Annotated in this window: 20 protein-coding genes; 5 read left to right on the top strand and 15 right to left on the bottom strand. The window is 71.8% G+C overall.

Annotated elements, in window-relative coordinates:
• Window positions 1-220: 220 nt before the first annotated feature.
• Complete coding sequence (locus SALPAC3_RS0117475; protein WP_018222497.1) at window positions 221-1438, top strand: amino acid deaminase/aldolase; 1218 nt, start codon at window positions 221-223, stop codon at window positions 1436-1438.
• Between the two features lie 68 nt (window positions 1439-1506).
• Here the strand turns inward: SALPAC3_RS0117475 and SALPAC3_RS0117470 are convergent, their stop codons facing one another.
• The gene (locus SALPAC3_RS0117470; protein WP_018222496.1) at window positions 1507-2100 is read right to left on the bottom strand and encodes a TetR/AcrR family transcriptional regulator; all 594 of its coding nucleotides are present in this window, start codon (window positions 2098-2100) and stop codon (window positions 1507-1509) included.
• A 222-nt stretch (window positions 2101-2322) separates the two neighbouring features.
• Here SALPAC3_RS0117470 and SALPAC3_RS0117465 point away from each other — a divergent pair, with 222 nt between their 5' ends.
• The gene (locus SALPAC3_RS0117465; RefSeq protein ID WP_018222495.1) at window positions 2323-3636 is read left to right on the top strand and encodes a D-arabinono-1,4-lactone oxidase; all 1314 of its coding nucleotides are present in this window, start codon (window positions 2323-2325) and stop codon (window positions 3634-3636) included.
• Between the two features lie 81 nt (window positions 3637-3717).
• On the opposite strand, the gene topA is transcribed toward SALPAC3_RS0117465, so the two are convergent.
• The 6 genes from topA to SALPAC3_RS0117435 all read right to left on the bottom strand — a co-directional run bounded on the left by topA (window position 3718) and on the right by SALPAC3_RS0117435 (window position 11704).
• Window positions 3718-6546 (bottom strand): type I DNA topoisomerase, encoded by a 2829-nt coding sequence (topA, locus tag SALPAC3_RS0117460; RefSeq protein WP_018222494.1) that lies wholly within the window; start codon window positions 6544-6546, stop codon window positions 3718-3720.
• 294 nt (window positions 6547-6840) lie between these two features.
• The gene (locus SALPAC3_RS0117455) at window positions 6841-7572 is read right to left on the bottom strand and encodes a hypothetical protein (protein WP_018222493.1); all 732 of its coding nucleotides are present in this window, start codon (window positions 7570-7572) and stop codon (window positions 6841-6843) included.
• Entirely contained in the window at window positions 7563-8099 is a 537-nt protein-coding gene (locus SALPAC3_RS0117450) for a hypothetical protein (RefSeq protein WP_018811836.1), read from the bottom strand. The genes SALPAC3_RS0117455 and SALPAC3_RS0117450 overlap by 10 nt, the downstream gene beginning before the upstream one ends.
• Before the next feature lie 112 nt (window positions 8100-8211).
• Complete coding sequence (locus tag SALPAC3_RS0117445) at window positions 8212-10560, bottom strand: sodium-translocating pyrophosphatase (RefSeq protein WP_018222491.1); 2349 nt, start codon at window positions 10558-10560, stop codon at window positions 8212-8214.
• Window positions 10561-10934: 374 nt separating this feature from the next.
• Window positions 10935-11369: an ATP-binding protein gene (locus tag SALPAC3_RS0117440; protein WP_018222490.1), complete on the bottom strand. Its 435-nt coding sequence runs from the start codon at window positions 11367-11369 to the stop codon at window positions 10935-10937.
• Complete coding sequence (locus SALPAC3_RS0117435) at window positions 11369-11704, bottom strand: STAS domain-containing protein (protein ID WP_018222489.1); 336 nt, start codon at window positions 11702-11704, stop codon at window positions 11369-11371. Before SALPAC3_RS0117435 ends, SALPAC3_RS0117440 begins: the two co-directional genes overlap by 1 nt.
• Window positions 11705-11853: 149 nt before the next feature.
• Here SALPAC3_RS0117435 and SALPAC3_RS0117430 point away from each other — a divergent pair, with 149 nt between their 5' ends.
• On the top strand, window positions 11854-14262 hold the full coding sequence (locus SALPAC3_RS0117430) for a DEAD/DEAH box helicase (RefSeq protein WP_018222488.1): 2409 nt from the start codon (window positions 11854-11856) through the stop codon (window positions 14260-14262).
• Between the two features lie 92 nt (window positions 14263-14354).
• Complete coding sequence (locus tag SALPAC3_RS0117425) at window positions 14355-14933, top strand: LURP-one-related family protein (RefSeq protein ID WP_018222487.1); 579 nt, start codon at window positions 14355-14357, stop codon at window positions 14931-14933.
• 194 nt (window positions 14934-15127) lie between these two features.
• Here the strand turns inward: SALPAC3_RS0117425 and SALPAC3_RS0117420 are convergent, their stop codons facing one another.
• The 7 genes from SALPAC3_RS0117420 to ssd are packed head-to-tail and all read right to left on the bottom strand — an operon-like array spanning window position 15128 to window position 20168.
• Window positions 15128-15574 (bottom strand): Rv3654c family TadE-like protein, encoded by a 447-nt coding sequence (locus SALPAC3_RS0117420; protein ID WP_018222486.1) that lies wholly within the window; start codon window positions 15572-15574, stop codon window positions 15128-15130.
• On the bottom strand, window positions 15571-15975 hold the full coding sequence (locus SALPAC3_RS0117415) for a TadE family type IV pilus minor pilin (RefSeq protein WP_018222485.1): 405 nt from the start codon (window positions 15973-15975) through the stop codon (window positions 15571-15573). Before SALPAC3_RS0117415 ends, SALPAC3_RS0117420 begins: the two co-directional genes overlap by 4 nt.
• Entirely contained in the window at window positions 15972-16139 is a 168-nt protein-coding gene (locus SALPAC3_RS27360) for a DUF4244 domain-containing protein (RefSeq protein WP_018222484.1), read from the bottom strand. The genes SALPAC3_RS0117415 and SALPAC3_RS27360 overlap by 4 nt, the downstream gene beginning before the upstream one ends.
• 25 nt (window positions 16140-16164) lie before the next feature.
• On the bottom strand, window positions 16165-16881 hold the full coding sequence (locus SALPAC3_RS0117405) for a type II secretion system F family protein (RefSeq protein ID WP_050563750.1): 717 nt from the start codon (window positions 16879-16881) through the stop codon (window positions 16165-16167).
• Between the two features lie 40 nt (window positions 16882-16921).
• The gene (locus SALPAC3_RS0117400) at window positions 16922-17917 is read right to left on the bottom strand and encodes a type II secretion system F family protein (RefSeq protein WP_026185667.1); all 996 of its coding nucleotides are present in this window, start codon (window positions 17915-17917) and stop codon (window positions 16922-16924) included.
• Entirely contained in the window at window positions 17914-19119 is a 1206-nt protein-coding gene (locus SALPAC3_RS0117395) for a TadA family conjugal transfer-associated ATPase (RefSeq protein ID WP_018222482.1), read from the bottom strand. Before SALPAC3_RS0117395 ends, SALPAC3_RS0117400 begins: the two co-directional genes overlap by 4 nt.
• Window positions 19116-20168, bottom strand: coding sequence for a septum site-determining protein Ssd (ssd, locus tag SALPAC3_RS0117390; protein WP_018222481.1), 1053 nt, complete (start codon window positions 20166-20168; stop codon window positions 19116-19118). Before ssd ends, SALPAC3_RS0117395 begins: the two co-directional genes overlap by 4 nt.
• Window positions 20169-20756: 588 nt before the next feature.
• Between ssd and SALPAC3_RS0117385 the strand changes: the two genes are divergently transcribed.
• A complete protein-coding gene (locus SALPAC3_RS0117385) occupies window positions 20757-21560 on the top strand; it encodes an HAD family hydrolase (RefSeq protein ID WP_018222480.1) in 804 nt (267 codons plus the stop codon).
• A 55-nt stretch (window positions 21561-21615) separates the two neighbouring features.
• Here the strand turns inward: SALPAC3_RS0117385 and SALPAC3_RS0117380 are convergent, their stop codons facing one another.
• On the bottom strand, window positions 21616-22365 hold the full coding sequence (locus tag SALPAC3_RS0117380; RefSeq protein ID WP_018222479.1) for a Fic family protein: 750 nt from the start codon (window positions 22363-22365) through the stop codon (window positions 21616-21618).
• Window positions 22366-22495: the final 130 nt, after the last annotated feature.

Below are 22495 nucleotides of genomic sequence, written 5' to 3'. Positions count from 1 at the left end.
GGCGACGAACCGTTGGCCGACTCGCCGTTCTGCTGGCTTTCGATGGCCGTACCTCCACGTGGCGACCCGTTGCCGGGCGGTCTCGGTGCAACACTCTAGCCCCGGCCCGATGGCATCCCGCTATGACATTCCCCTGCTCGCCGAGCCTAGGCGGGGGTGTCCACCGCCCGCAGCCCCGCCCGAGGCGAGGTGCTTGGGCATCGACCCCGGTCCGGCTAGCGTGCACCACGTGGCCCCCGACACCGCGGAACTGCGCGCCCGACTCGACCACGCGACCGCTCACCTCGACCCGCCGTACGCGGTGGTTGACCTCCGGGCGTTCGACGCCAACGCCACCGCCCTCGCCGAGCGCGCCCGCGGTAAGCCGGTCCGCCTGGCCAGCAAGTCCGTACGCTGCCGGACGCTGATCTCCCGGGCCCTGGCCACCCCCGGCTGGGCGGGTGTGCTGGCGTTCACCCTCGCCGAGGCGCTCTGGCTGGTCCGCTGCGGGATCACCGACGACGTGGTGGTGGCGTACCCCGCGACCGACCGGGCCGCGCTCGCCGAACTGGCCGGTGATCCGACGCTCGCCGCGGCGGTGACCCTGATGATCGACGATCCCGCTCAGCTCGATCTGGTGGACGCCGTTCGCGCCCCGGGTCGCCGACCCGAGCTGCGGGTCTGCCTGGACCTGGATGCCTCCTGGCGACCGCTGGGCGGGCGGCTGCACCTCGGGGTGCGCCGCTCGCCGGTACATGATCCGCGGGCGGCCGGTGCACTCGCCGCCGCCGTCGCCGCCCGACCCGGGTTCCGGCTGGTCGGACTGATGGCGTACGAGGCGCAGATCGCCGGAATGGGCGACGCGCCGCCGGGGCGGGCGCTGCTCGGCGCGGCGATCCGACTGGTTCAGCGCGGATCGTACCGGGAGTTGCTGGCCCGCCGGAGCGCGGCGGTGGCGGCGGTCCGCGAGCACGCCGAGCTGGAGTTCGTCAACGGTGGTGGCACCGGCAGCCTGGCCGCCACCAGCGCCGACCCAGCGGTTACCGAGGTCGCCGCGGGGTCCGGACTGTACGGGCCGACGCTGTTCGACACCTACCGGGCCTGGCGCCCCACCCCCGCCGCCTTCTTCGCCTGCGCGGTGGCGCGCCGGCCTGCGCCGGGCTACGCCACCGTGCTCGGCGGCGGCTGGATCGCCTCCGGGCCGGCCGAACGCAGTCGCCTCCCCCGCCCGGTCCTCCCGGCCGGCCTCCGGTTGGTCGGCGCGGAGGGCGCCGGTGAGGTGCAGACTCCGCTGACCGGCCGGGCCGCCGACACGCTTCGGATCGGCGACCGGGTCTGGTTCCGGCACGCCAAGGCCGGCGAGCTCGCCGAGCACGTCAACGAGCTCCTCCTGGTGGAGACGGAGACCGTCGCAGCGGCCGCCGCCACGTACCGCGGTGAGGGGTGGGCCTTCCTCTGAAGACCCACCCCGGACGCCGGGGCCGGAGCCCGAACCGGTTTGACACGGTCCGGGCGGGTGGGCACCGATCAGGCTGGCTGGCCGACGTCCACCGGCCGGTCCACGCCCCCCCGCGAGTCAACCTGGCGGTACAGGTACTCCCGAATCAACGCCTTCGCCTCGACCAGCACCCGGTCATCGCCCTCCTGCCGCCGGCGGAACGCCAGCTGGATGAGCGCGTCAGCGCCCTCGACCGCGATCTCGAGATGGAACTGGAGCTCCGGGACGTCGGTGAGTCCGAAGCGCTCGGTGAGGACGCGGGCGAGTTGATCCGCGATCACCCCGTTGTTGTCCCGCTGCTCATCGAGCAGGTGCAGGTCGACCACGTCGCCGAAGTGCAGGGTACGGAACCCGGGAACGGTGCGGTGCATCGTGATGTACTCGTCGATTGCCGCGTCAACCCCATCCCACCAGTGGGTCAGGTCATTCGAGGCGAACCTCTCGTCGAGCCGCTGGAGATAGGACTCCATCGTGCGCAGGGTCAACGCCTGCACGATCGCCCGCTTGTCCGGGAAGAACTGGTAGACCGACCCAATCGCCACCTCGGCGCGCTCGGCGAGCAGCGTCGTGGTCAGCCCCTCGTACCCCACCTCGTCGACGAGCTCCGCACAGGCGTCCAACATTCGCTGGACCCGAGCGACACTTCGACCCTGCACCGGTACGCGGCGCAGCGGCCCGGTCGTGGCGGCTGGTGTGGACACTCGCCACCCCCCTTCGACGGATGAACATATCTGCACGTCACGAGTCCGTGACTACCGGTACAACGAGCGGAACTCGATTACGGTATTTACCAGGCACAACGTTCCTGATATGAAGTCACTTCATATTCATTTCGAGGAGCGTCCATGGCCGCTACCGCAAGCTCCGTCAGCGCCTGGTCCAACTGGGCCGGCAATCAGCGTGACACCGCCACCAGCCTGCTCCGCCCCACCTCAAGCGCCGAAATCGCGGCGACGGTACGGGCCGCCGTAGCAGCCGGAGAGCGGATCCGCCCGGTCGGCAGTGGCCACTCCTTCACCCCGGTCGCCCGGACCGACGGTCATCGGATGGAGCTGACGGGCCTGGCCGACGACGTGCGGGTCGATCTCGATCGCCGGCTGGTCACGGTACCCGCCGGCACCACGCTGCGCGCCCTCAACCGGCTGCTCGCCGGCTACGGACTGGCCCTGCCCAATCTCGGTGACATCGACGCGCAGACGGTGGCCGGCGCGATCTCGACCGGCACCCACGGTACCGGCGCCCAACACGGCTGCCTGTCCACCTTCGTCACCGCACTCACCCTGGTCACCGGCGTCGGCGAGGTGCTGCACTGCTCCGCCGACGAGCACCCGGATGTCTTCGCCGCCGCCCGGGTCTCGCTCGGCGCGCTCGGCGTCCTGGTCGACGTCACCCTGAGCTGTGTGGACGCGTTCGTCCTGCACGCCCACGAGCGGCCCGCGCCGCTGGCCGCGGTGCTGGCCGAGTTGCCCGAGCTGGTCGAGCGACACGACCACGTCGAGTTCTACTGGTTTCCCTACACCGATCGGGTCCAGGTCAAGAGCAACGACCGGGTGCCCGTCAACGACCGCCCACTGCCACGCTGGCACCGCTGGCTCAATGACGAGTTCCTGTCCAACACGGTTCTCGCCGGGGCCTGCCGGCTGGGCCGGGCCGTACCGGCACTCGCCCCCGGCATCAGCTCCGTCGCCGCGCGGGTGCTCACCGAACGCCACTACACCGGCCCCTCTGACACGGTCTTCTGTAGCCCACGTCGGGTCCGCTTCGTCGAGATGGAGTACGCGCTGCCCCGCGCGGCCCTCGCCCCGGCGCTGGCCGACCTTCGTCGGATCGTGGACCGGCTGCCGGTCAAAGTCCTCTTCCCGGTCGAGATCCGGTTCAGCGCCGCCGACGATATCTGGCTCTCGCACGGCTACGGCCGGGACTCCGCGTACCTCGCCGTCCACCAGTACGTGGGGATGCCGTACGAGCCGTACTTCCGTGCGGTCGAAGAGCTGGCCGAAGGGCTTGGTGGCCGGCCGCACTGGGGCAAGCTGCACTGGCGCGACGCGGCTTCCCTGGCCCCCGCCTACCCCAGGTGGGACAGCTTCCAGACCGTCCGCGACCGGCTCGACCCGCACCGGGTGTTCGCCAGCGAACACCTGTCCCGCGTCCTCGGCTGACCGCACCCGGCTCGTCCGGCCACGGTTGACGCCGCCCTGGCCCGTCCGGCCGCCTCGGCTGACCGTGGGCCGGCGGATTCGTTACTCCGCCGCGCTGCCCGCCCGCTTCGGCTTCGGCTTCGGCTGCTTGGCCGCGGCGCTCTTCGCCGTCGTCGTCTTGGCCGCCGCGGCGGTCTTCTTCGTCGCCGCCTTCTTCGTCGCTGTCGCCTTCTTGGCCGGCGTCGCCTTCTTCGCGGGCGCGGCCTTCTTGGCCGCCCTCTTCCGCGGCGCCGGGCCCTTCGCCCGCTTCTCGGCGAGCATCTCCGACGCCTGCTCCAGGCTCAGCGCCTCCGACGTCTGCCCCCGCCGCAACGACGCGTTGGTCTCCCCGTCGGTCACGTACGGCCCGAACCGGCCATCCTTGATGACCAGCGGCTTCTCGGTCAGCGGGTCCACGCCCAACTCCCGCAGCGGAGGTGCGGGAGCCCGACGCTGCCGGGTCTTCGGGGCGGCCAGCAGCGCCAGCGCCTCGTCCAGCGTGACCGTGAACATCTGCTCTTCGGACTCCAGCGACCGGAACTCCTCACCCCGCTTCACGTACGGGCCGTAGCGGCCGTTGTTCGCGAGGACCTCGTTGCCCTCCGGGTCAACACCGACCAGCCGCGGCAGGGTCAGCAGCCGCAGCGCCTCGTCGAGGGTGAGGGCGTCCGGCGACTGGGAGCGCAGCAGGGACGACTTACGCTCCCCGCTGGCCACGTAGGGGCCGAACCGGCCCGACTTGAGCAGAATCGGCTCGCCGGTGGCCGGATCCTCCCCGAGCTTGCGCTCACCACCACCGCCGAGGAAGAGCTCGTGCACCTTCTCCGGGGTCAACTCGTCCGGGGCCAGCCCCTCCGGAATCGGAGCCCGGTCGCCCTGACCGGCGCCCTCCTCACCGTCGGCGGCGGCCGCCTCCCCGGGCAACTCCCGCTGCAGGTACGGCCCGTAACGGCCCACCCGGACCACGACGGGCCGCCCCTGGTCGTCGCTGAAGAGCGGAATCGAGTTGACGCTCCGCGCGTCGATCTCACTCAGGTTCTCGGTGACCAGCTTCTTCAGCCCACCGGACCGGGCGATGTCCTGGTCACCGGCGCCGTTCGTGGTGCCGAAATAGAACGCGGTTAAGAAATCCACCGCCGCGTGGTCGCCACCGGCGATCTCGTCCAGCTCGTTCTCCATGCTGGCGGTGAAGCCATAGTCGATCAGGCGTGGGTAGTGCCGCTCCATCAGCCCGACCACGGCGAAGGCCAGGAACGACGGAATCATCGCCTGACCACGCTTGACGACATACCCCCGGTCCTGGATGGTCTGCATGATCGACGCGTAGGTGGAGGGGCGGCCGATGCCCAGCTCCTCCAACGCCTTGACCAGGGACGCCTCGGTGTAACGGGCCGGCGGCTGGGTGTGGTGCTCCTGCGCGGCGAGCTGCTCGGCGGTGAGCGGCTGGTCCTTCACCAACGTCGGTAGGCGCCGCTCGGCATCCTCCGCCTCGGCGTTCTCGTCGTCGCTGGACTCCACGTAGGCGCGGAGGAAGCCCGGGTCGGTGATGGTTTTGCCGGTGGCGCCGAAGTCCGCTTCCTCACCGGCCGCCGTGACGGCCCGGATCCGCACCGAGACGCTGGAGCCCACGGCATCGGTCATCTGGGAGGCGACGGTGCGCCGCCAGATCAGCTCGTAGAGCTTGTACTCCTCAACCGACAGCTCGTTGCGCAGCTCGCCCGGGGTGCGGAAGGTGTCGCCCGCGGGGCGGATCGCCTCATGCGCCTCCTGCGCGTTCTTCACCTTGCCGGTGTAGCGACGCGGCTCCGGCGGAACGCTCCGCTCCCCGTACAGCTCGGCGATCTGCTGACGGGCCGCGGCGATGGCGGTCTCCGACAGGTTCACCGAGTCGGTACGCATATAGGTGATGTAGCCGTTCTCATAGAGCCGCTGCGCGGTGCGCATCGTCTGCTGCGAGGAGAAACGCAGCTTACGAGCCGACTCCTGCTGCAGCGTCGAGGTGATGAAGGGCGCGTACGGGCGACGACGGTATGGCTTCTCCTCGACCCGGGTAACCGTGAACGGCCGATCCGCCAGCCGGGCGGCCAGCCCCTGGGCCCCACCCTCGTCCAGGTGCACCACACCGGCGCCGGGACGGACCCGCCCGGTGGTCGGCTCGAAGTCCTTGCCGGTGGCGATCCGGTCACCGTTGAGCGCGACCAGGGTGGCGGTGAAGGCGCGGGGCCCCTCGCCGGGCTGTTCGGCGGCGAGCGTGGCGAGGATGTCCCAGTACTCGGCGCTGCGGAACGCCATCCGCTGCCGCTCCCGCTCGACCACGATGCGGGTCGCCACCGACTGCACCCGGCCCGCCGAGAGCTTCGGCATGACCTTCTTCCACAGCACCGGGGACACCTCGTAGCCGTACAACCGGTCGAGGATGCGACGGGCCTCCTGGGCGTCAACCAGATCGCGGTCGATCTCCCGCGGATTCGCCACGGCGGCCCGGATCGCCGCTTTGGTGATCTCGTGGAAGACCATCCGCTTGACCGGAACCTTCGGCTTAAGGGTCTCCACCAGGTGCCAGGCGATCGCCTCGCCCTCCCGGTCCTCATCCGTGGCCAGGAGGATCTCGTCAACCTCCCGGGCCAGCTTGGTCAACTTGCTGATCTGCTGCCGGCGGTCGGCGGAGACGACGTAGAGGGCGTGGAAGCCGTTGTCGACATCGACGCCGAGCCGGGCCCACGCCTCGCCCTTGTACTTCGCCGGCACATCGGCGGCGTTCCGCGGTAGGTCGCGGACATGCCCGAAACTGGCCTCCACGACGTACCCCGGGCCGAGGTAGCCCGAGATCGTCTTGGCCTTCGCCGGGGACTCGACGATGACCAGACGGGTGGTTCCAGCATTGCTCGGCACGTCTCTCTCCGACCTCACTCCCGCATCGCGACCGCCGTGGTGTCCGGTACGGGGTGCATTGACCCCGCCGGTGCCCCAACAGTCCGGATGTCCAACGTAACGCGTCGTCCGGGATTCCGGTTTCGTGGGCGACAAACACCGGAGGGACCCGACCCGGCGTCACCGTACACTGCCCGTAGGCCTGACCACCGCTTCCCGTGACGAACGGGACCCAACGCACCCGGTCGGGGCGGGGTGCCGGCGGAGGAGCTGCCGCGCCGCCCGCGCCGGCGCCACGGCGTCGAGCGCCGCCGCTCAACCGCGGTACGGCCAGGCCACCCGGGGCACCGCGGGGGGCGGGTCACCGACCAGTTCGGCGAAGCGGTTCAGCAGTCGACGTCCGGTGATCCGATAGGCCAGGCCGTCCGGGCCCGGCTCCGGCACCGCGGGCAACCCCACCGCGGCGAGCGCCGCCCCCACCCGCTGGTGGGCGGGCGGCCCGAGGCGGAGCAGGACATCGGAGTCCGCCATCGAACCGGCCGCGACGAACCACAGCCGCAGCCCTCTCCCATCCAGGTGGAAGGCGTCGGGGGGATGCTTCGTCGAGCCGCGCAGCCACGCCGCCACGAGCGGTTTCAGCACCCTCGTGTACGCCGTCCGCACGGTATGCCGTCCACCGTCCGCCGTCGCCCAGCTCGTGGGGAGGTGTCGCGCCTCCAACTCGGCGACCAGCACGTGCACCCGCCAGGCGGCGTCAACCACCAGGGCCAGGCGGGCGGTGCCCCCCATCACGGACCCCTCGGCCGGTCCGGCGAGCAGGCCGGCCAGGTCGGTGACGGCGGGTTCGGTGGCCTCGACGCCGAAGAAGGCGAGCTGACGACCCGCGTCGTGACCTCGTCGCCAACGATCCGCCGAGTCAACCCGGGCCGCGGCCGTACCCGGACGCGCGGCCCGGTCGGTGCCGCCCCGGGTGGCGGGCGGGGCCAGCTCGGGCGCCGGGAAGAGCCCCGGCGCCGACTCCCCGTCCAACGGCCCGGTCAACGGCACTCGGGGACCTCGGCGAAGGCGCGGGTCAGCTCCTCCGATTTCAGGTTGCTGGCATCCAACACGCCGGCCTCGTACTCCTGGTTCAGGGTCTGGACCGCATCCCGCACCCCGTCGTAGAAGGCGGTGGACTGGCTCGTGCTGAGGCTGTCGATGGTGTCGCGGGCCTTGGCGTACGCGTCCCGCATCTGCGCCAGCGACGTACGGACCCGCGCGGACACCTCGGCGCCCTGCTCCGCGTCGGGGACGCCGGCCTGCTCCACCCGGAGCCGCGCCGTCTCGCTGGCCCGCGCCGCCCCGTCGAAGAGCCGCACGAGATTCTCCTTGGCCTGAGCCGGACTGGTCTGGGCAGTCATCTGCTGGTCGGTGCTACTGGTGAGCTTCCTGATCTCGGCTCGCCAGGGGGTCAGGGCGGAGCAGACCGAGGTCGCCCACGCCCCGGGGCTCGGCCCACCACCGCATCCGGCGGTCAGGACAACCGCAGCCAGCATCGCCGCCAGCCCTCCGGCTGTCGCCCGGGACACACGCATGCGTTGCAGCGTACGGTGTCGCGCCGTCCCGCACAGCGGTCAGGTTCGCCGGGCAGCCGCAGCGCCGCCCGCCCGACGCGGGCCGGGCGGGCGGCGCTGCGGTGTACACAGATCAGGCTCGGGCCGCCTCCGGACGTTGTTCCGGGTTGCCCGTGCCCGCGCCGGGATCCGACATCGACACACCCTGACGCTTACTGAACAGCACGGCGGCCACAATGATCAAGGTCGCGACCACGGCGATCGAGATCCGCAACCCGGTGTTGCGGTCGTCGCCCACGCTCCAGGCCACCACGGCCGGCGCGATCAGCAGCGAGACCAGGTTCATCACCTTGAGCAGTGGGTTGATCGCCGGGCCGGCGGTGTCCTTGAAGGGGTCGCCGACGGTGTCACCGATAACAGTCGCGGAGTGCGCCTCGGAGCCCTTGCCGCCGTACGCGCCGTCCTCGACCATCTTCTTGCTGTTGTCCCAGGCGCCGCCGGAATTGGCCAGGAAGACGGCCATCAGGGTGCCGGCACCGATCGCCCCGGCCAGGTACGACGCGAGCGCGCCGGGCCCGAGCCCGAAGCCGACCGCGATCGGCGCCATGATCGCCAGCAGGCCGGGGGTCATCAGCTCCCGCTGGGCGTCCCGGGTGCAGATGTCGACGACCTTGCCGTACTCGGGGCGCTGGGTGCGATCCATGATCCCGGGTAGTTCCCGGAACTGCCGGCGAACCTCCATCACCACCGCCCCCGCCGAGCGGGACACGGCGTTGATGGCCAACCCGGAGAAGAGGAAGACCACCGCGGCGCCGATGATCAGACCGACCAGGTTCCGCGGGTTCGCCACGTTCAGCGAGTTCAGGATCTCGCCGCCGACATCGGTGATACCCGCGTCGGCGTACGCGATACGCAGCGTGTCGGTGTACGAGCCGAAGAGCGCGGTCGCGGCCAGTACCGCGGTGGCGATCGCGATGCCCTTGGTGATCGCCTTGGTGGTGTTACCGACCGCGTCCAGCTCGGTCAGCGTGCGGGCGCCGTCCGCATCGATGTCGCCGGACATCTCCGCCACGCCCTGGGCGTTGTCGGAGATCGGACCGAAGGTGTCCATCGCGACGATGACGCCGACCGTGGTGAGCAGGCCGGTACCGGCCAGCGCGACCGCGAACAGCGACAGCGTGATGGAGCTGCCGCCGAGCAGGAAGGCGCCGAAGACGCCCGCCCCGATCAGCAGCGCCGAGTAGACCGCGGACTCCAGACCAACGCCGATGCCGGCGAGGATGACGGTGGCCGGACCGGTCTGTGAGCTGCGGCCGATGTCCTGCACCGGGCGACGTTCGGTCTCGGTGAAGTAGCCGGTCAGCGCCTGGATCGCGGCGGCCAGCACGATACCGATGACGACCGCGCCGATGGCCACCACGCGCGGGTTCTGGTCCACGTCGGCCAGTCCCTGGGTCAACTCGGCGAAGCTGGCCGGCAGGTACGTCCAGGCGGCGATGGCCACCAGCACCGCGGAGATGAGCGCAGAGGCGTAGAAGGCCCGGTTGATAGCGGTCAGCCCGGAGCGGTCCGAGGTGCGCAGCCGGGTGATGAAGACGCCGATGATCGCGACGATCACACCGATGCCGGAGACGATCAGCGGGAAGACCAGCCCCTGCTCACCGAAGGCGGCCCGGCCGAGGATCAGCGCGGCGACCAGGGTCACCGCGTACGACTCGAACAGGTCGGCGGCCATGCCGGCGCAGTCGCCCACGTTGTCGCCCACGTTGTCGGCGATGGTGGCGGCGTTGCGCGGATCGTCCTCGGGGATTCCCTGTTCCACCTTGCCGACCAGGTCAGCGCCGACATCGGCGGCTTTGGTGAAGATGCCGCCGCCGACCCGCATGAACATGGCGAGCAGCGCGGCACCGAAGCCGAAGCCCTCCAGCACGGTCGGGGCGTCGCTCCGGTAGAAGAGGACGACCAGCGCCGCGCCGAGGAGACCAAGGCCGACAGTGAGGAAGCCGACGACGCCACCGGTGCGGAACGCGATCCGCATGGCGGCCTCCCGGCCACCCACCCGATCCCGGGCTGCGGCGGCGACCCGCAGGTTGGCCCGGGTCGCCAGCCACATGCCAGCGCCGCCGATGAACGCGCTGAAGAGTGCGCCGATGACGAAGAAGGCCGATCGGCCGATCTTCACCGCGGTTTCGCTGCCGTCGGTCTCGTGCACCGGCAGCAAAAAGAGCAGCAGCACGGCGACGACCACGAAGATCGCCAGGGTACGGAACTGCCGGAGCAGGTACGCCGAGGCACCCTCCTGCACCGCACCCGAGATTTCCTGCATATTGGTGGTGCCCCTGCCGGCGGCCAGCACGGTCCGCGTCAGCGCGGCGGCGAACGCCAGCGCCACGGCCGCGATCACGGCGGCGAGAACCACGTACGTGACATTGCTCCCGGTTAGGGAGATCCCGCCGCCCTCGGCGGCCAAGGTGTCGGACATCTGTGTCCTCCTGTACCGAACGCTCGCGCCGACCGTGGAGACGCAGGGCCGACGCCTGGATGCGGTGTCGCAAGCACGCGCCAACCCACCGAGCGGACCAGCGTTGGAGCACCGTCCCCGCTGGCTGCGGAAGGGTTCACTTGCTGACAACCCGGGTACTGTAGCCCTCCGCAGTGTCCGAGGTCACACCTGGTGGTCATCGTGTCGGAATGATCTTCGTCGCTGTGCTACGGGAGAAACTCTGATATGGCGCAACGCCGATCGAGATCAAGTGGACAGGCAGCCCGACCCCGGCCCGGGCCCAGAGCGGGATCAATCCCGGGCAGTAGCGGTACGTTCTGACAGAGGTGAAGCCGGGCGGCGCTCCAACGCGCTCAGTGCTCGAGCGGCCACACCATCTGCACCTCGGTGCCGATGCCCCCGTCCGCCGGACGCACCAGGAGGTCATCGACGAAGCCGGCGAGCAGCGCGAATCCGACGCCCGTGGTCAACACGTCCTCGCTGAGCTGCTCCCGGGCCAGTTCGTACGGCGGTAACGCCGCAAGATCGGCTCCGGCCTCGATCGGCGCCCGGTCCACCACCCGGACGGCATACGTCCCGTCATCGGACATCTCCACCCGCACCGGGTCGGAGAGGTTGTGCTGCTGGTGCAGCGCCACCGCCCGGGTGCACGCCTCACCGATCGCCAGCCGCACCTCGTCCAGCAGGCTCTGCCGGACCCCCGCGCGCCGCGCCACGGCGACACCAACCAGCCGCGCCGTGCGAACATGCACCGGCGCGGGTGAAAAGGAGAGACGGACCACGGCCATCACACGCCGGTCGCCGCGTCAACCGTCGGATACAGCGGGAAAACCTGGTCAAGCGCGGTGATCCGGAAGATCTTCAGCAGCGGCTCCCGGTCGCAGACCAACGCGAAGGATCCACCGGCGGTCCGCAGCCGTTTGAGGACACCCACCAGCACGCCAAGCCCGGTGGAGTCGAGGAAGTCGACTCTGCCCAGGTCAACCACGACATGCTCAACCCCGGCATCGATCAACTCGAACAGGTTCTCCCGGAGCTGCGGGGCCGTGTAGACATCCACCTCACCGCCGACCACGACCACCGCAAACTCCCCCACGGTGCGCGTCGCCAGCGACAGCTCCATCAGACCCTCCTCGCAAGAGCCGTAAACTCTCCCCGGGCATTCAACCATCACCACCGGTAATACTGGCTACCAGCAGCGCCCCGGCGGCAGACACCTCAGCCCCCGGACCAACGCTACCCATCCCCGAACACCCGTGCGAGTGTGTAGACGTGACCTCCGACAGCCCGGCGCCCCAGCCGCGGCGCCCCGGCCGGCCGGGGTCACCCGCGACTGCCCGGGCCGCAGCCCCCGGGCCGTCCCCGATAGAGCTGCTGGGTCAGCTCCGCGCCCGACACGACACCGACCCGGTAACCCACGTCGAACGGGTACCCGCCCGCGCCGGCGAGCCCGCGCCCTGGCCCAGCTGGGTCCCGACGGACCTGCAGGCGGCGTTGACCCGGCAGGGCGTGGCGGCACCCTGGCAGCACCAGGCCGAAGCCGCCAACCTCGCCCACACCGGCAACCACGTCGTCGTCGCCACCGGCACCGCGTCCGGCAAGTCCCTGGCCTACCAGCTACCGGCGCTGTCGACACTGCTCACCGACGCCCGCGCCACCGTGCTCTACCTCGCTCCCACCAAGGCACTCGCTGTTGACCAGCTCCGGGCCATCACCGAGCTGGAGCTGGACGGCGTGCGCCCCGCCTGCTACGACGGAGACACCCCCCGAGCCGAACGGGAGTGGATCCGGCAGCACGCGCGGTTCGTGCTGACCAACCCCGACATGCTGCACCACGGCATCCTGCCCGGTCACGCCCAGTGGCAGCGGTTCCTCCGCCGGCTCGCGTACGTGGTGGTGGACGAGTGCCACAGCTACCGGGGCGTCTTCGGCTCGCAGGTCGCACATGTGCTGCGCCGGCTGCGCCGGCAGTGCACCCGGATCGGCCGTACGCCGGTCTTCGTGCTGGCCTCCGCCACCTCGGGTGACCCGGCCGCGACAGCCGAACGGCTCACCGGCCTGCCCGTGGCGGCGGTCACCGCAGACACCTCGCCCCACGGCGGAGTGACCTTCGCGCTGTGGGAGCCGCCGACGCTGCCCGCCCCGACCAACTCCCCCGACGACACCGACCTCGCGCCGGTGCGACGATCCGCGCTGCGCGAAACCGCCGACCTGCTCGCCGACGCGGTGGCCGCGGGGGTCCGCACGCTCGCCTTCGTCCGGTCCCGACGGGGGGCCGAGGCGGTGGCCGCCAACGCCCGGCGGGCCCTCGACGAGGCGTTCTCCGGGCTGGGTGACCAGGTGGCCGCCTACCGCGCCGGCTACCTCCGGGAGGAGCGACGCGAGCTGGAACGATCCCTCCTCAGCGGTGAACTGCGCGGACTGGCCTCGACCAACGCCCTCGAGCTCGGCGTCGACCTGGTCGGGCTGGACGCGGTGCTGATCTGCGGCTACCCCGGCCCCCGCGCCTCGCTCTGGCAGCAGGCGGGACGGGCCGGTCGCTCCGGCCAGGAGGCGCTGGCGGTGCTGGTGGCCCGGGACGACCCGCTCGACAGCTACCTCGTCCACCACCCCGAGGCAGTCTTCGGGACCCCGGTCGAGGCGACCGTGCTCGACCCCACCAATCCGTACGTGCTCAGGCCGCAGCTCGCCTGCGCCGCAGCCGAGGCGCCACTCACCCCGGCCGACCTGGACCTGTTCGGGGAGGGTGCGAAAGAGGCGGTGGACGCCCTGGTCGAGGCCGGTGCGCTCCGGCAGCGCCCCACCGGGTGGTACTGGCGCCACCGAGAGCGCCCCCAGGTGGAGCTCCGTGGTGGAGACGGCGCCCCGATCTGCGTGGTGGAGACCGCGACCGGGCGACTCCTCGGCACGGTCGACGGCGGGTCGTCACACTTCCTGCTGCACCCCGGGGCGGTCTACCTGCATCAGGGCATCTCGTACGTGGTCGACACCCTCGACCTCGCCGACGGGTGCGCACTGGTGCACCCCGAGGAGCCGGACTGGTCCACCCACGCCCGTGATGTCACGTCGCTGTCGGTGGTGGCGGTCCGGTCGTACGTGGACGCCGGGCCGGTCGGGCTCTTCCTCGGTGAGGTCGACGTGACCAGCCAGGTCGTGTCCTACCAGCGGCGCCGGATCGCCACCGGCGAGATCATCGACACCCGCCCCCTGGACCTGCCGGCCCGGGAGCTGCGGACCGTGGCGGTCTGGTTCACGCTCTCGCCGGAATCCCTCACCGCGGGCGGAGTCGACCCGGCCGACGTGCCAGGCGCGCTGCACGCGGCCGAGCACGCCGCGATCGGGTTGCTGCCACTGACCGCCACCTGCGACCGGTGGGACATCGGCGGGTTGTCCACCGCGGCTCACCCCGACACCGGGGCGCCGACCGTCTTCGTCTACGACGGCCACTCCGGTGGGGCCGGCTTCGCCGAGCGGGCGTACGGGACGGCGGCGACGTGGCTGCGGGCGACCCGGGACGTGGTCGCGGAGTGCGGCTGCGAGTCCGGCTGCCCGTCCTGCGTCCAGTCCCCGAAGTGCGGTAATGGCAACAACCCGCTGTCCAAGGCGGGCGCGGTCCGGGTCCTCGACATCGTGCTGGCCAACCTGCCATCCGGAGTGGCTCAGGCCAGCCGGGCGTCCTGACTCGTCAACGGGCCCGCGCTCCGCGCACCGGCGACGCGCGGAGCGCCGACCACCCCTGCCCCGCTCCAGCCCGACTGAACCGAAAGGAATTCATGCACCCCGATGCCCTTCAGGCTCACCAGCAGTTCCACATCCGCCAGCGAATCCGGATGGTCGTCAACCAGTACCAGGTGCACGCCGTCGCACCGGACGGCTCGGAGGGGGGTCTGCTGGCGTTCGCCCAGCAGAAACGGCTCGCCTTCAAGGAGCAGGTGACCATCTACACCGACGACACACAGCAGCAGCCGTTACTCGGATTCAAGGCACGGCAGCGCCTCGACCTGGGCGCCACCTACGACGTCACCGATCCTGCCGGCAACCCGATCGGTCTGTTCCGCAAAGACTTCGCCCAGTCCCTGCTGCGCTCCACATGGCATCTTGAGCAGGGCGGTCTGCCCCAGCTCACCGGGGCGGAACGGTCCCTGCCGGTCGCTCTGCTCCGCCGTTTCGTCGATGCGCTGTCCTGGCTGCCCTACCACTTCGATTTCGGCGCCGACGGCCAGCCGGCCTTCTCGGTCGTGAAGAAGTGGGGGCTCCGCGACCGGTACGTCGTGCAGATCCACAACCCACAGCTCGATCGTCGGCTGGTCATCGCCATGGCGATCGGACTGGACGCACTCCAGTCCCGCTGATCCGTTGGCGCGACCAGTCCTCGACGGCCACGCTCACCTGCGGCTGGCGCCACCCGCACCGGCGGACAATCGGGCCGGCCCCCGGCGAGGGGCGACGGTCACCGACACCGGGACGTCGGCCCCGGCGACCTGGTGCTCCCCGGGCACGTTCACGTCCACTGCGGCCAGCGGGCCTGCCGGGGGTACGCGTGTGCTCAGCCACGTAGCGGGCCGGCTCGGGCCCGCCCCGTCGCGGCCCGGACCAGGCCCGGCAACACGGTGGCGGTCACCTCCACGGTGACCAGCAGGTCCAGCCCGTCGAGCCGGCAGTCGACGAGCCGGCCGCCATTTGCGGTCACGATCGCCCGGGCCGACCCACACGCGGTGGTGACCCCGAGCACGGCGTCTGCCGCCCCAGCGAGCGCACCCAGGTCCGCCGCGACACCTGCCTGCTGTCGGGCCACCCGAGCCACCCCAACCGCCATGCCCGCCACCCCGAAGATGACGAATGCGACGCCAACCGCGAGCAGCAGGACCGTGGCACCGCCCCGATCGCCACCAGCGCACAGCCGCCTCCATTTCTCGCCGGTCGCCCGCTGCCCCGACCAAGCCCTCCTGTCCCGACCGGCGGGGCGACGACCCCCGCTGCCAGCGCCGGTCACCCTCCTACTCCGGATCCACCGACGACAGCTTCGACCGGCGGGAACGGTTCAGGGCCGGGTTCGACCGCGGCCACGGTCGTCGCCGTGACCGTCAGTCGGGGAATCCGCGTCCCGAGGCCCCGGACCGGGGCGCGAACAGTGACGCGTACCCGCTGCCCGTCTTTGTCGATCGACACCCTGGCTCCGGGTGGGGCGAGCGCGCGGACCACGGCCCACCCATCTGCGCCCCGGGATACCGCGACCGCCGCCTCCCGTGCCGCATGCAAAGCGGTGCCCTTGGTGCCCACCGCGTCAACCGCCGTCAGCCCAACGAACAGGAGCAGGAGCAATGCCGGCAGGCCGGCCGCCAGTTCAGCGGTGAAGGATCCCCGGTCTCGGCCGGCCCACCGGCACCGCCTCACTGAAGTGCCCGGTCAATGACGGCGGTCAACGCGGTCTGCACACTGTCAGAGGTAAGCACCTTGAGTAGGAGCCCGGCGAAGGCGACTGCGGCGAGCGTGCCGACGGCGTACTCGGCGGTGTTCATCCCGGCGTCGCCTCGAAGTCGGGCGATGGTTCTGCGCATGTCCGTGGTCCTTTCCCGAGATTGGTCAGAGCACGTCACCGAGAACGGCGACGATCACCGGCACCAGGCCGGCGAGTATGAAGGCCGGTAGGAAGCAGAGCCCCAACGGCAGCACAATCAGCACCCCGGACCGGCGGGCTGTCGCCTCGGCCGCCGCGGCCCGGTCGGCTCGCAGATCCTCGGCGAGACGGGTCAACGCGCCCGCCAAGGAAGCCCCGCTGGTCGCCGAGCGGAGCGCGGCACCGACCAGACGCTCGGCGCCGGGCACCGCCGCAAGCGATGACCAGGCCTCCACGGGCTCCGCTCCGAGGCGAAGAAGGCGCCCGACCCGGGCGAGGCGCTCGGCGAGGGGCCCGTCGAGCGCCTCCGCCACCGCCAGTACCGAACGGTCGACCGGGGCGCCGGCGCGCATCGCCGACGCGAGCAGGTCAGCGGCGAGCGGCAGGGCCGCCTGCTCCCGTCGGCGCCGCTCCCGGACCGCCGGCGACTCGACCCGACGAAGCAGGCGGTCGAGCAGCACCGCGACGGGCGGGGCTCCGAGCAGGCCCGGCACTCCACCGGCCAGCACCGCGAGCGCCACAGCCGCGAGCACTGCGACGAGCCGAATCGCGCGTCGCCGGTGGCGGGACTCCCCCAGGGTCGCGCCCGCCGGTCTGATCAGCGGCGGGCCGGGCGGGATCCGGTCGAGGTCGCGCAACCGACGGACCGGACGACGCCCTCTCCATCCGAGTCTGCCCAGCAGGGCTGGCGCGGCCCACCGCTCGGCAGTCAGCACCGGCGGGTCATCCGATCTCCCCGCCGCGGACCGTGGTGAGCCGCTCCGTCCAGAACAACCCGGCGACCTGGAGCATGACAGCGAGGACCGCGCAGCTACCGCCGACCGCCGAGTGCAGTAGCACCGCGACCGGGTCAACACCGATGCCGTACCCCAGGCCGATGCCACCGATCGGAAGCGCCGCGAGCAGCCAGGCGGTCGCCCGCGCCCCGGCCGCCTGCGCTGCTGCCGTGGCCCGGCCCCGGTCAGCGGCGCGGGCGTCCACGTCGATCCGATCCAGCAGGTCGGCGAGGGGCGCACCGGTACGATCAGTGAGCCGGACAGCCGCCCGGATCAGGGTGCCGCCCGAACCTCCGGCCGTCGACAGCGCCGTGGACTGGCCCACGGGCAGACCGGCGCGCAGGTCAGCGGCGAGATCACAGAGCTGGTCGAGGTGCCGGCGGCGAAGCTCGTCGGCCTGCCGGGTCGCCCGCCGTCGCAGCATCGCCCGGACTCCCAGCGTGCCGTACGCGCCGGTGACCACAGCGGCGACCGAACCGCCCAGCAGGGCACCCACGGCGGCAGCCAGGACGCCCGAGAGCAGCAGCGTGGTTCGGGGTGTCGCCGCCAGGGGGTGATACCAGGCCGAACGTGGCGGGGAACCCGCGCTCCACGCACCGGAGACCGAGCCACCCTGGCGGGCACCAGGCATCGGGTGAGTCATCCTGCTCGGACGCCTCGAGTCACGCCGGGGTGGCGGCCCTGCCGAACGGTCCTGCCCGCGCTGCTGGGGCCGCGTCACGGCCGGCTTTGACCGCGCCACATCCCGTTCCACCCCGCGCCCAGGTCCGGGCGGCGGGCTGCGGTGCCGCAGGCTGGCCACCCAGGTCACCAGTGGGTCGTCAGCGGCACCCGAGTCGCTGCTGGTCTGGACCCGTTGCCGGGCGAGCCGGGTCAACAACCAAGCCGCGACCACCGTCAGGGCGACCAAGAGCAGCGGTAGCAGGAGTTGTGCCGGGGTCATCCCACACCTGCCGGACTCGGCTGGGGCTCCCGCAGGATCGGTGGCACCGCCACCTTCCGCTCGCCCAGCAGCTCGGCCAGCGCCCGGGCCGCTGGTCCGGGCCCACCAGCACGCCCCCAGGCCGGAACCGCCCTGACCAGCTGATCAGGGCCATCCGGCAGGAGCAGGCAGATGGAATCCAGCACCCGCCCCCGATCCGCGCGGCGTACATGCAGCACCACCTGGAGTGCCGCCGCAACCTGGGCGTGCAGTGCGGGCCGGGGCAATCCACCGAGGAGACCGAGTGCCTCGAGTCGAGCCGGCACATCCGCGGGGGCGTTGGCATGCAGCGTCCCGGCGCCTCCCTCGTGACCGGTATTCATCGCCACCAACAGGTCCACGACCTCCCGGCCCCGGCACTCGCCGACGACGAGGCGGTCCGGTCGCATCCGCAGCGCCTGCCGGACCAGGTCGGTCAGGCCCACCGCGCCGACTCCCTCCACATTCGCCGTGCGCGCCTGCAACCCGACGACGTGCGGATGTGCCGGATGCAGCTCAGCCGCGTCCTCCACCAGCACGATCCGTTCCGTGCCGGGAACGAGGCCGAGTAGCGTGTTGAGCAATGTGGTCTTGCCGGAACCGGTGCCGCCGATCACGAGGTACGCGAGCCGGGCCGCCACCACTGCGGCCAGCACCGGGGCGACTGCCTGCGGCACGGCCCCCTGACCGGCCAGTTCTTCAAGCGTGAACGGTCGCTGCCGGAAGGTCCGCAGGGATAGGTACGGACCGTCGGTGGCCACCGGTGGCAGGACCGCATGTAGCCGGGTGCCGTCGGCGAGCCGCGCGTCCACGTACGGTGAGCCGTCGTCCAGCCGCCTGCCCGCGCTCGCCGCGAGTCGCTGCGCGAGCCGGCGGACGTCGTCCACCGAGCCCACCGGCACCGCGACCGCTTTCAGGCCCTCCCCCCGGTCAACCCAGACGTGAATCTTGTTCACCAGAACATCGGTGACCCTCGGGTCGGCCAACAGCGGGGCCAGTGGGCCGGCGCCCACCAGGTCGTCGTGCACCCGGTCGGCGAGGCGAAGCAGCGTGGTGTCGCCGAGCACCGCGGCGGCCGGCTCGGCGCGTACGGCGGAGACGATCGCCGCCGGAGTGACCGGGGTTGAGAGGGATGCGATTCGCTGTCGGACTCGCGCGGCGAGGCCATCGTCCGCCGTGGTCATGCCGCACCCGGCGCCGTACCGGTCAGTTCGTTGAGGAGCCGTTGGCACAGGGCGGCCAGTGGGCCCCGCCCGTCCGCCGCCGGCGCTTCACCCCGTTCCAGGCCGCGGCCGAGCGCCGGCTCCAGACGCACCGTTCCGGCCAACGGCAACCCGAGCGTCCGCGCGAGTTCGGTGGCCTTGAGCCGGCCGGGGGCGGGGCCACGGACGATCAGGGAGAGGTCGGCGCAGTGCGGTGCTGCGACGCTGACCACCCGAGCAGCAGCAGCGGTGGCGCGGAGTTCGGCGGGTACCACGACGAAGGCCCGGTCGACCGACTGCAGGGCGGTTACCGCCGCGTCATCCAGGTGCCGGGGCAGGTCAACCACGACCACGTCACGAGCCCGCCGGGCCGCGTCGAGGGTCGCCGCCATCGCCACGGTCGGCAACGACCGTAGATCACCTCGATCCCACGAGAGGACCACCAGGTCGCCCCGGCTGGGCAGGGCCCGCACCAGCGACGCGGCGTCCACCCGGCCGTCGGCGTCGGTAAGCGCGGGCCAGCGCAATCCGCCCAGTTGTTCCCAGCCGAGCACCAGATCCAGCCCACCCCCGAGCGGGTCTGCGTCAACCAGCAGCGTCCGTAGGCGGGAGCGGGCCGCCGTGACAGCGAGCCCGCCAGCGAGGACGCTGGCGCCGGCACCGCCCCGTCCGCCGAGGACGGCGACGGCCCGGGCCGCTACCGGGTCAGGTTGTTCCGGGCCGCACTCGACGAACCGGTCGACCAGCCAGGGCTCGGCCGCGGGCAGGACGGCAACGAATTCGGCACCCATCAGGTCGGCCACATCCCGGCCGGGGTCAAGGTGCCCCGCGTGACCGACCAGTACCAACCGCCGCCGGTGCGGCAGCCGCGCCCGGAGGCATGGCTGTGCCTGGTCGCTGCCGACCAGGACCAACGGCGCGGGGGACCAGCGGGACCGGGCGGCCACCGGATCCGGTGCGAGGTCGACTTCAACGCCACCGGCCGCGGCGAGCCGCAGCAGGTCGTCGAGGAGCACGTTGTCGGAGGTCACGAGAAGGGGCAGGCGGCGCGGAGGTGGTACGGCGGGGCGAGGTGGCATCACGGCCTCCAGCAGTCGGCTCGGGCTTCGCTGATCCGGAAGCCTGCGCCGTCCGACTGACCCGAGGGCGACACCGGCTGCCGACCTGTGGATGAGCACGGCATCTGTGGACAGATTCCACCGAGATAGTTGATCTGCTATGCCCGCAGCGGCGGCCGACCCCGCGATCGCTGCTTGTGCCGGTGGCCCGGTGCGAGGCGCCATCACGCCTACAAAGGGACGACCCCCGTCGGGGGGAAGACGGGGGTCGTCGGGTCCGGCTCCGGGGGGGGCGAGCCGAACCGCTCAGCGGTCACGGGGGCGCAACCGCCGAGAGTTTGCCGGTTGTCCGAAAGATGAACACCTGTTGTGTCGACAGTCTGCCTGAGCGAACCTGGTTACGTCGAGTGGCGCCGCCTCCACTCCCCGCTGAAATTCTGCCCAGAGGTGTGAACGCGGTCACTCAAAACGGGGCTGGAATCGATCGCATCGCACCCGTCCGAGGGGTTGACGGACCCGGGCCCCCGCAGACGATAGACCATCGGGCTAGACTTGCGCGCCGTGGGCCGAAGCGCCGCTTTTTTCGATCTGGATAAGACCGTCATCGCCAAGTCAAGTGCACTGGCGTTCGGTCGGCCGTTCTACCGAGACGGGCTGATAACCCGACGAGACGTTGTCAAGTCGGCATACGCGCAGCTGATGTTCCGGCTGGGCGGCTCCGACGAGCAGACCATGGCCCGGACCCGGGACTACCTCGCCGAGCTGTGCAAGGGCTGGCAGGTGGAGCAGGTCCGCCAGCTCGTCGCGGAGACCCTCCACGAGCTGATCAACCCCTACGTGTACGCCGAAGCCGCTGCCCTGATCGAGGAGCACCAGGCGGCCGGCCGGGACGTCGTGCTCGTCTCGGCCTCCGGAGACGAGATGGTCCGGCCGATCGGGGCGCTGCTCGGGGTGACCGATGTGATCGCCACTCGGATGGCCGTGGTGGACGGCCACTACAGCGGGGAGATCGAGTTCTACGCGGCCGGCCCGGCCAAGGTGGACGCGGTGGGCGAACTGGCGCTCGCGCGGGGCTACGACCTCAGCGGCTCGTACGCCTACTCGGACTCGTACACGGACCGGCCGTTGTTGGAGTGCGTCGGCCATCCGACCGCGGTCAACCCGGACCGCCAGCTCCGCAAGCTCGCCGCGGAGAACTCCTGGCCGGTGCTGGAGTTCCGGCACCCGATTCCACTGGGGCGACGGTTGCGGGATCGCCCCGCCGTGCCGGTCGCCGCCGCCGCGCTCGGCGTCGGGGTTGGCGTGGCGATCGGCATCGCCTGGTACGGCCGGCACCGTCGGACCCGGACCGCCCCGACGACCTGACCACCGCAGCCGGCTGCGTGTCGGATCGGGGCAGGGTGAGTCGGGCGAGGAGGGGTTACGGCGTCGCGGCGAGCACCTCATCGCCGATCGCGGTGAGCTGGTCGGCGCCCACCTCGACGACGCTCAGGTAGTGCCGCAGCCACGAGCGAAGCCCGTCCGGGGTTCCGGTGGCGAAGGCCCCGGCCGAGCCGACGTACTCCGGCTCCCGCTCCCGATGCCCGACGTCCACGGCGAGCAGGCCCCGCGGGTCAACGCCCCGGGACATCAGCACCAGCCGGGCGGCACCGCGGGCGACCACCCCGGACGGGCCGGCGAAGGGCCGCAGGTTCAACAGCTCGCCGTGGACAACCGCGGCGAGCACCAGTGGCGGCGCCGCGCTTCCCCCGGCCACCAGGGCGGCCAGCCCGTCCAGCCGAGCCGCCACAACCGCGTCGGGCACCGGGCGCCCCAGGTCGGTCTCCGGCACCAGCTCCCGCGCGGCGAGCACGTGCAGCTTCGCGAGCGCCTGCCGGGGTGCCTTCGGCCAGAGGTCGGTCAGCCCGGGCAGCGCCCCGGCGACCCGCAGCGCGCCCTGCAGCACCGGCTCGGTGACGGTGCCGGCACGAACCTCCTCGCGATCATGGGTGTGCCCCTCGAGGGCGGCGCTGGCCACCGCGCAGCGGAGGCTGACCTCCGCGGCCACCCGACCGCCGTGCCGGCGCAGGGCGCGGTGCCGCTGGGCCTGGTCGAAGCGCTCGCGGGCCCGCTCCACGGCAGCGGCGACATCGGCGAGGGCGAGCAGTGGGGCGAGCGGGTCATCGGTCACCCCGCCACGTTATCGGGATCACTCGTACCGCCCGCCGGGTGCCATGCCACCCGGCACGAAGCCCGCCGGCGCCCTGCCACCCGGCGCGGGGGAGGCTCCGTTCGGCGCGATCCGGTGCTCCCGCCGGTCG

Origin of the sequence: Salinispora pacifica DSM 45544 (assembly GCF_000378845.1) — a bacterium.
Taxonomy (GTDB): domain Bacteria; phylum Actinomycetota; class Actinomycetes; order Mycobacteriales; family Micromonosporaceae; genus Micromonospora; species Micromonospora pacifica.
Note: the sequence above shows the minus strand (reverse complement) of the source record. Positions and strands in the feature narration are given on the sequence as shown.

Excerpts from the sequence above, each read along its gene's own strand:
- SALPAC3_RS0117470 (WP_018222496.1), bottom strand. The coding sequence starts at position 2,100 with ATGTTGGACGCCTGTGCGGAGCTCGTCGACGAGGTGGGGTACGAGGGG.
- SALPAC3_RS0117465 (WP_018222495.1), top strand. The coding sequence starts at position 2,323 with ATGGCCGCTACCGCAAGCTCCGTCAGCGCCTGGTCCAACTGGGCCGGC.
- SALPAC3_RS0117435 (WP_018222489.1), bottom strand. The coding sequence starts at position 11,704 with ATGGAGCTGTCGCTGGCGACGCGCACCGTGGGGGAGTTTGCGGTGGTC.
- SALPAC3_RS0117450 (WP_018811836.1), bottom strand. The coding sequence starts at position 8,099 with ATGCGTGTGTCCCGGGCGACAGCCGGAGGGCTGGCGGCGATGCTGGCT.
- SALPAC3_RS27360 (WP_018222484.1), bottom strand. The coding sequence starts at position 16,139 with ATGCGCAGAACCATCGCCCGACTTCGAGGCGACGCCGGGATGAACACC.
- SALPAC3_RS0117400 (WP_026185667.1), bottom strand. The coding sequence starts at position 17,917 with ATGACCCCGGCACAACTCCTGCTACCGCTGCTCTTGGTCGCCCTGACG.
- SALPAC3_RS0117395 (WP_018222482.1), bottom strand. The coding sequence starts at position 19,119 with ATGACCACGGCGGACGATGGCCTCGCCGCGCGAGTCCGACAGCGAATC.
- SALPAC3_RS0117425 (WP_018222487.1), top strand. The coding sequence starts at position 14,355 with ATGCACCCCGATGCCCTTCAGGCTCACCAGCAGTTCCACATCCGCCAG.
- SALPAC3_RS0117445 (WP_018222491.1), bottom strand. The coding sequence starts at position 10,560 with ATGTCCGACACCTTGGCCGCCGAGGGCGGCGGGATCTCCCTAACCGGG.
- SALPAC3_RS0117440 (WP_018222490.1), bottom strand. The coding sequence starts at position 11,369 with ATGGCCGTGGTCCGTCTCTCCTTTTCACCCGCGCCGGTGCATGTTCGC.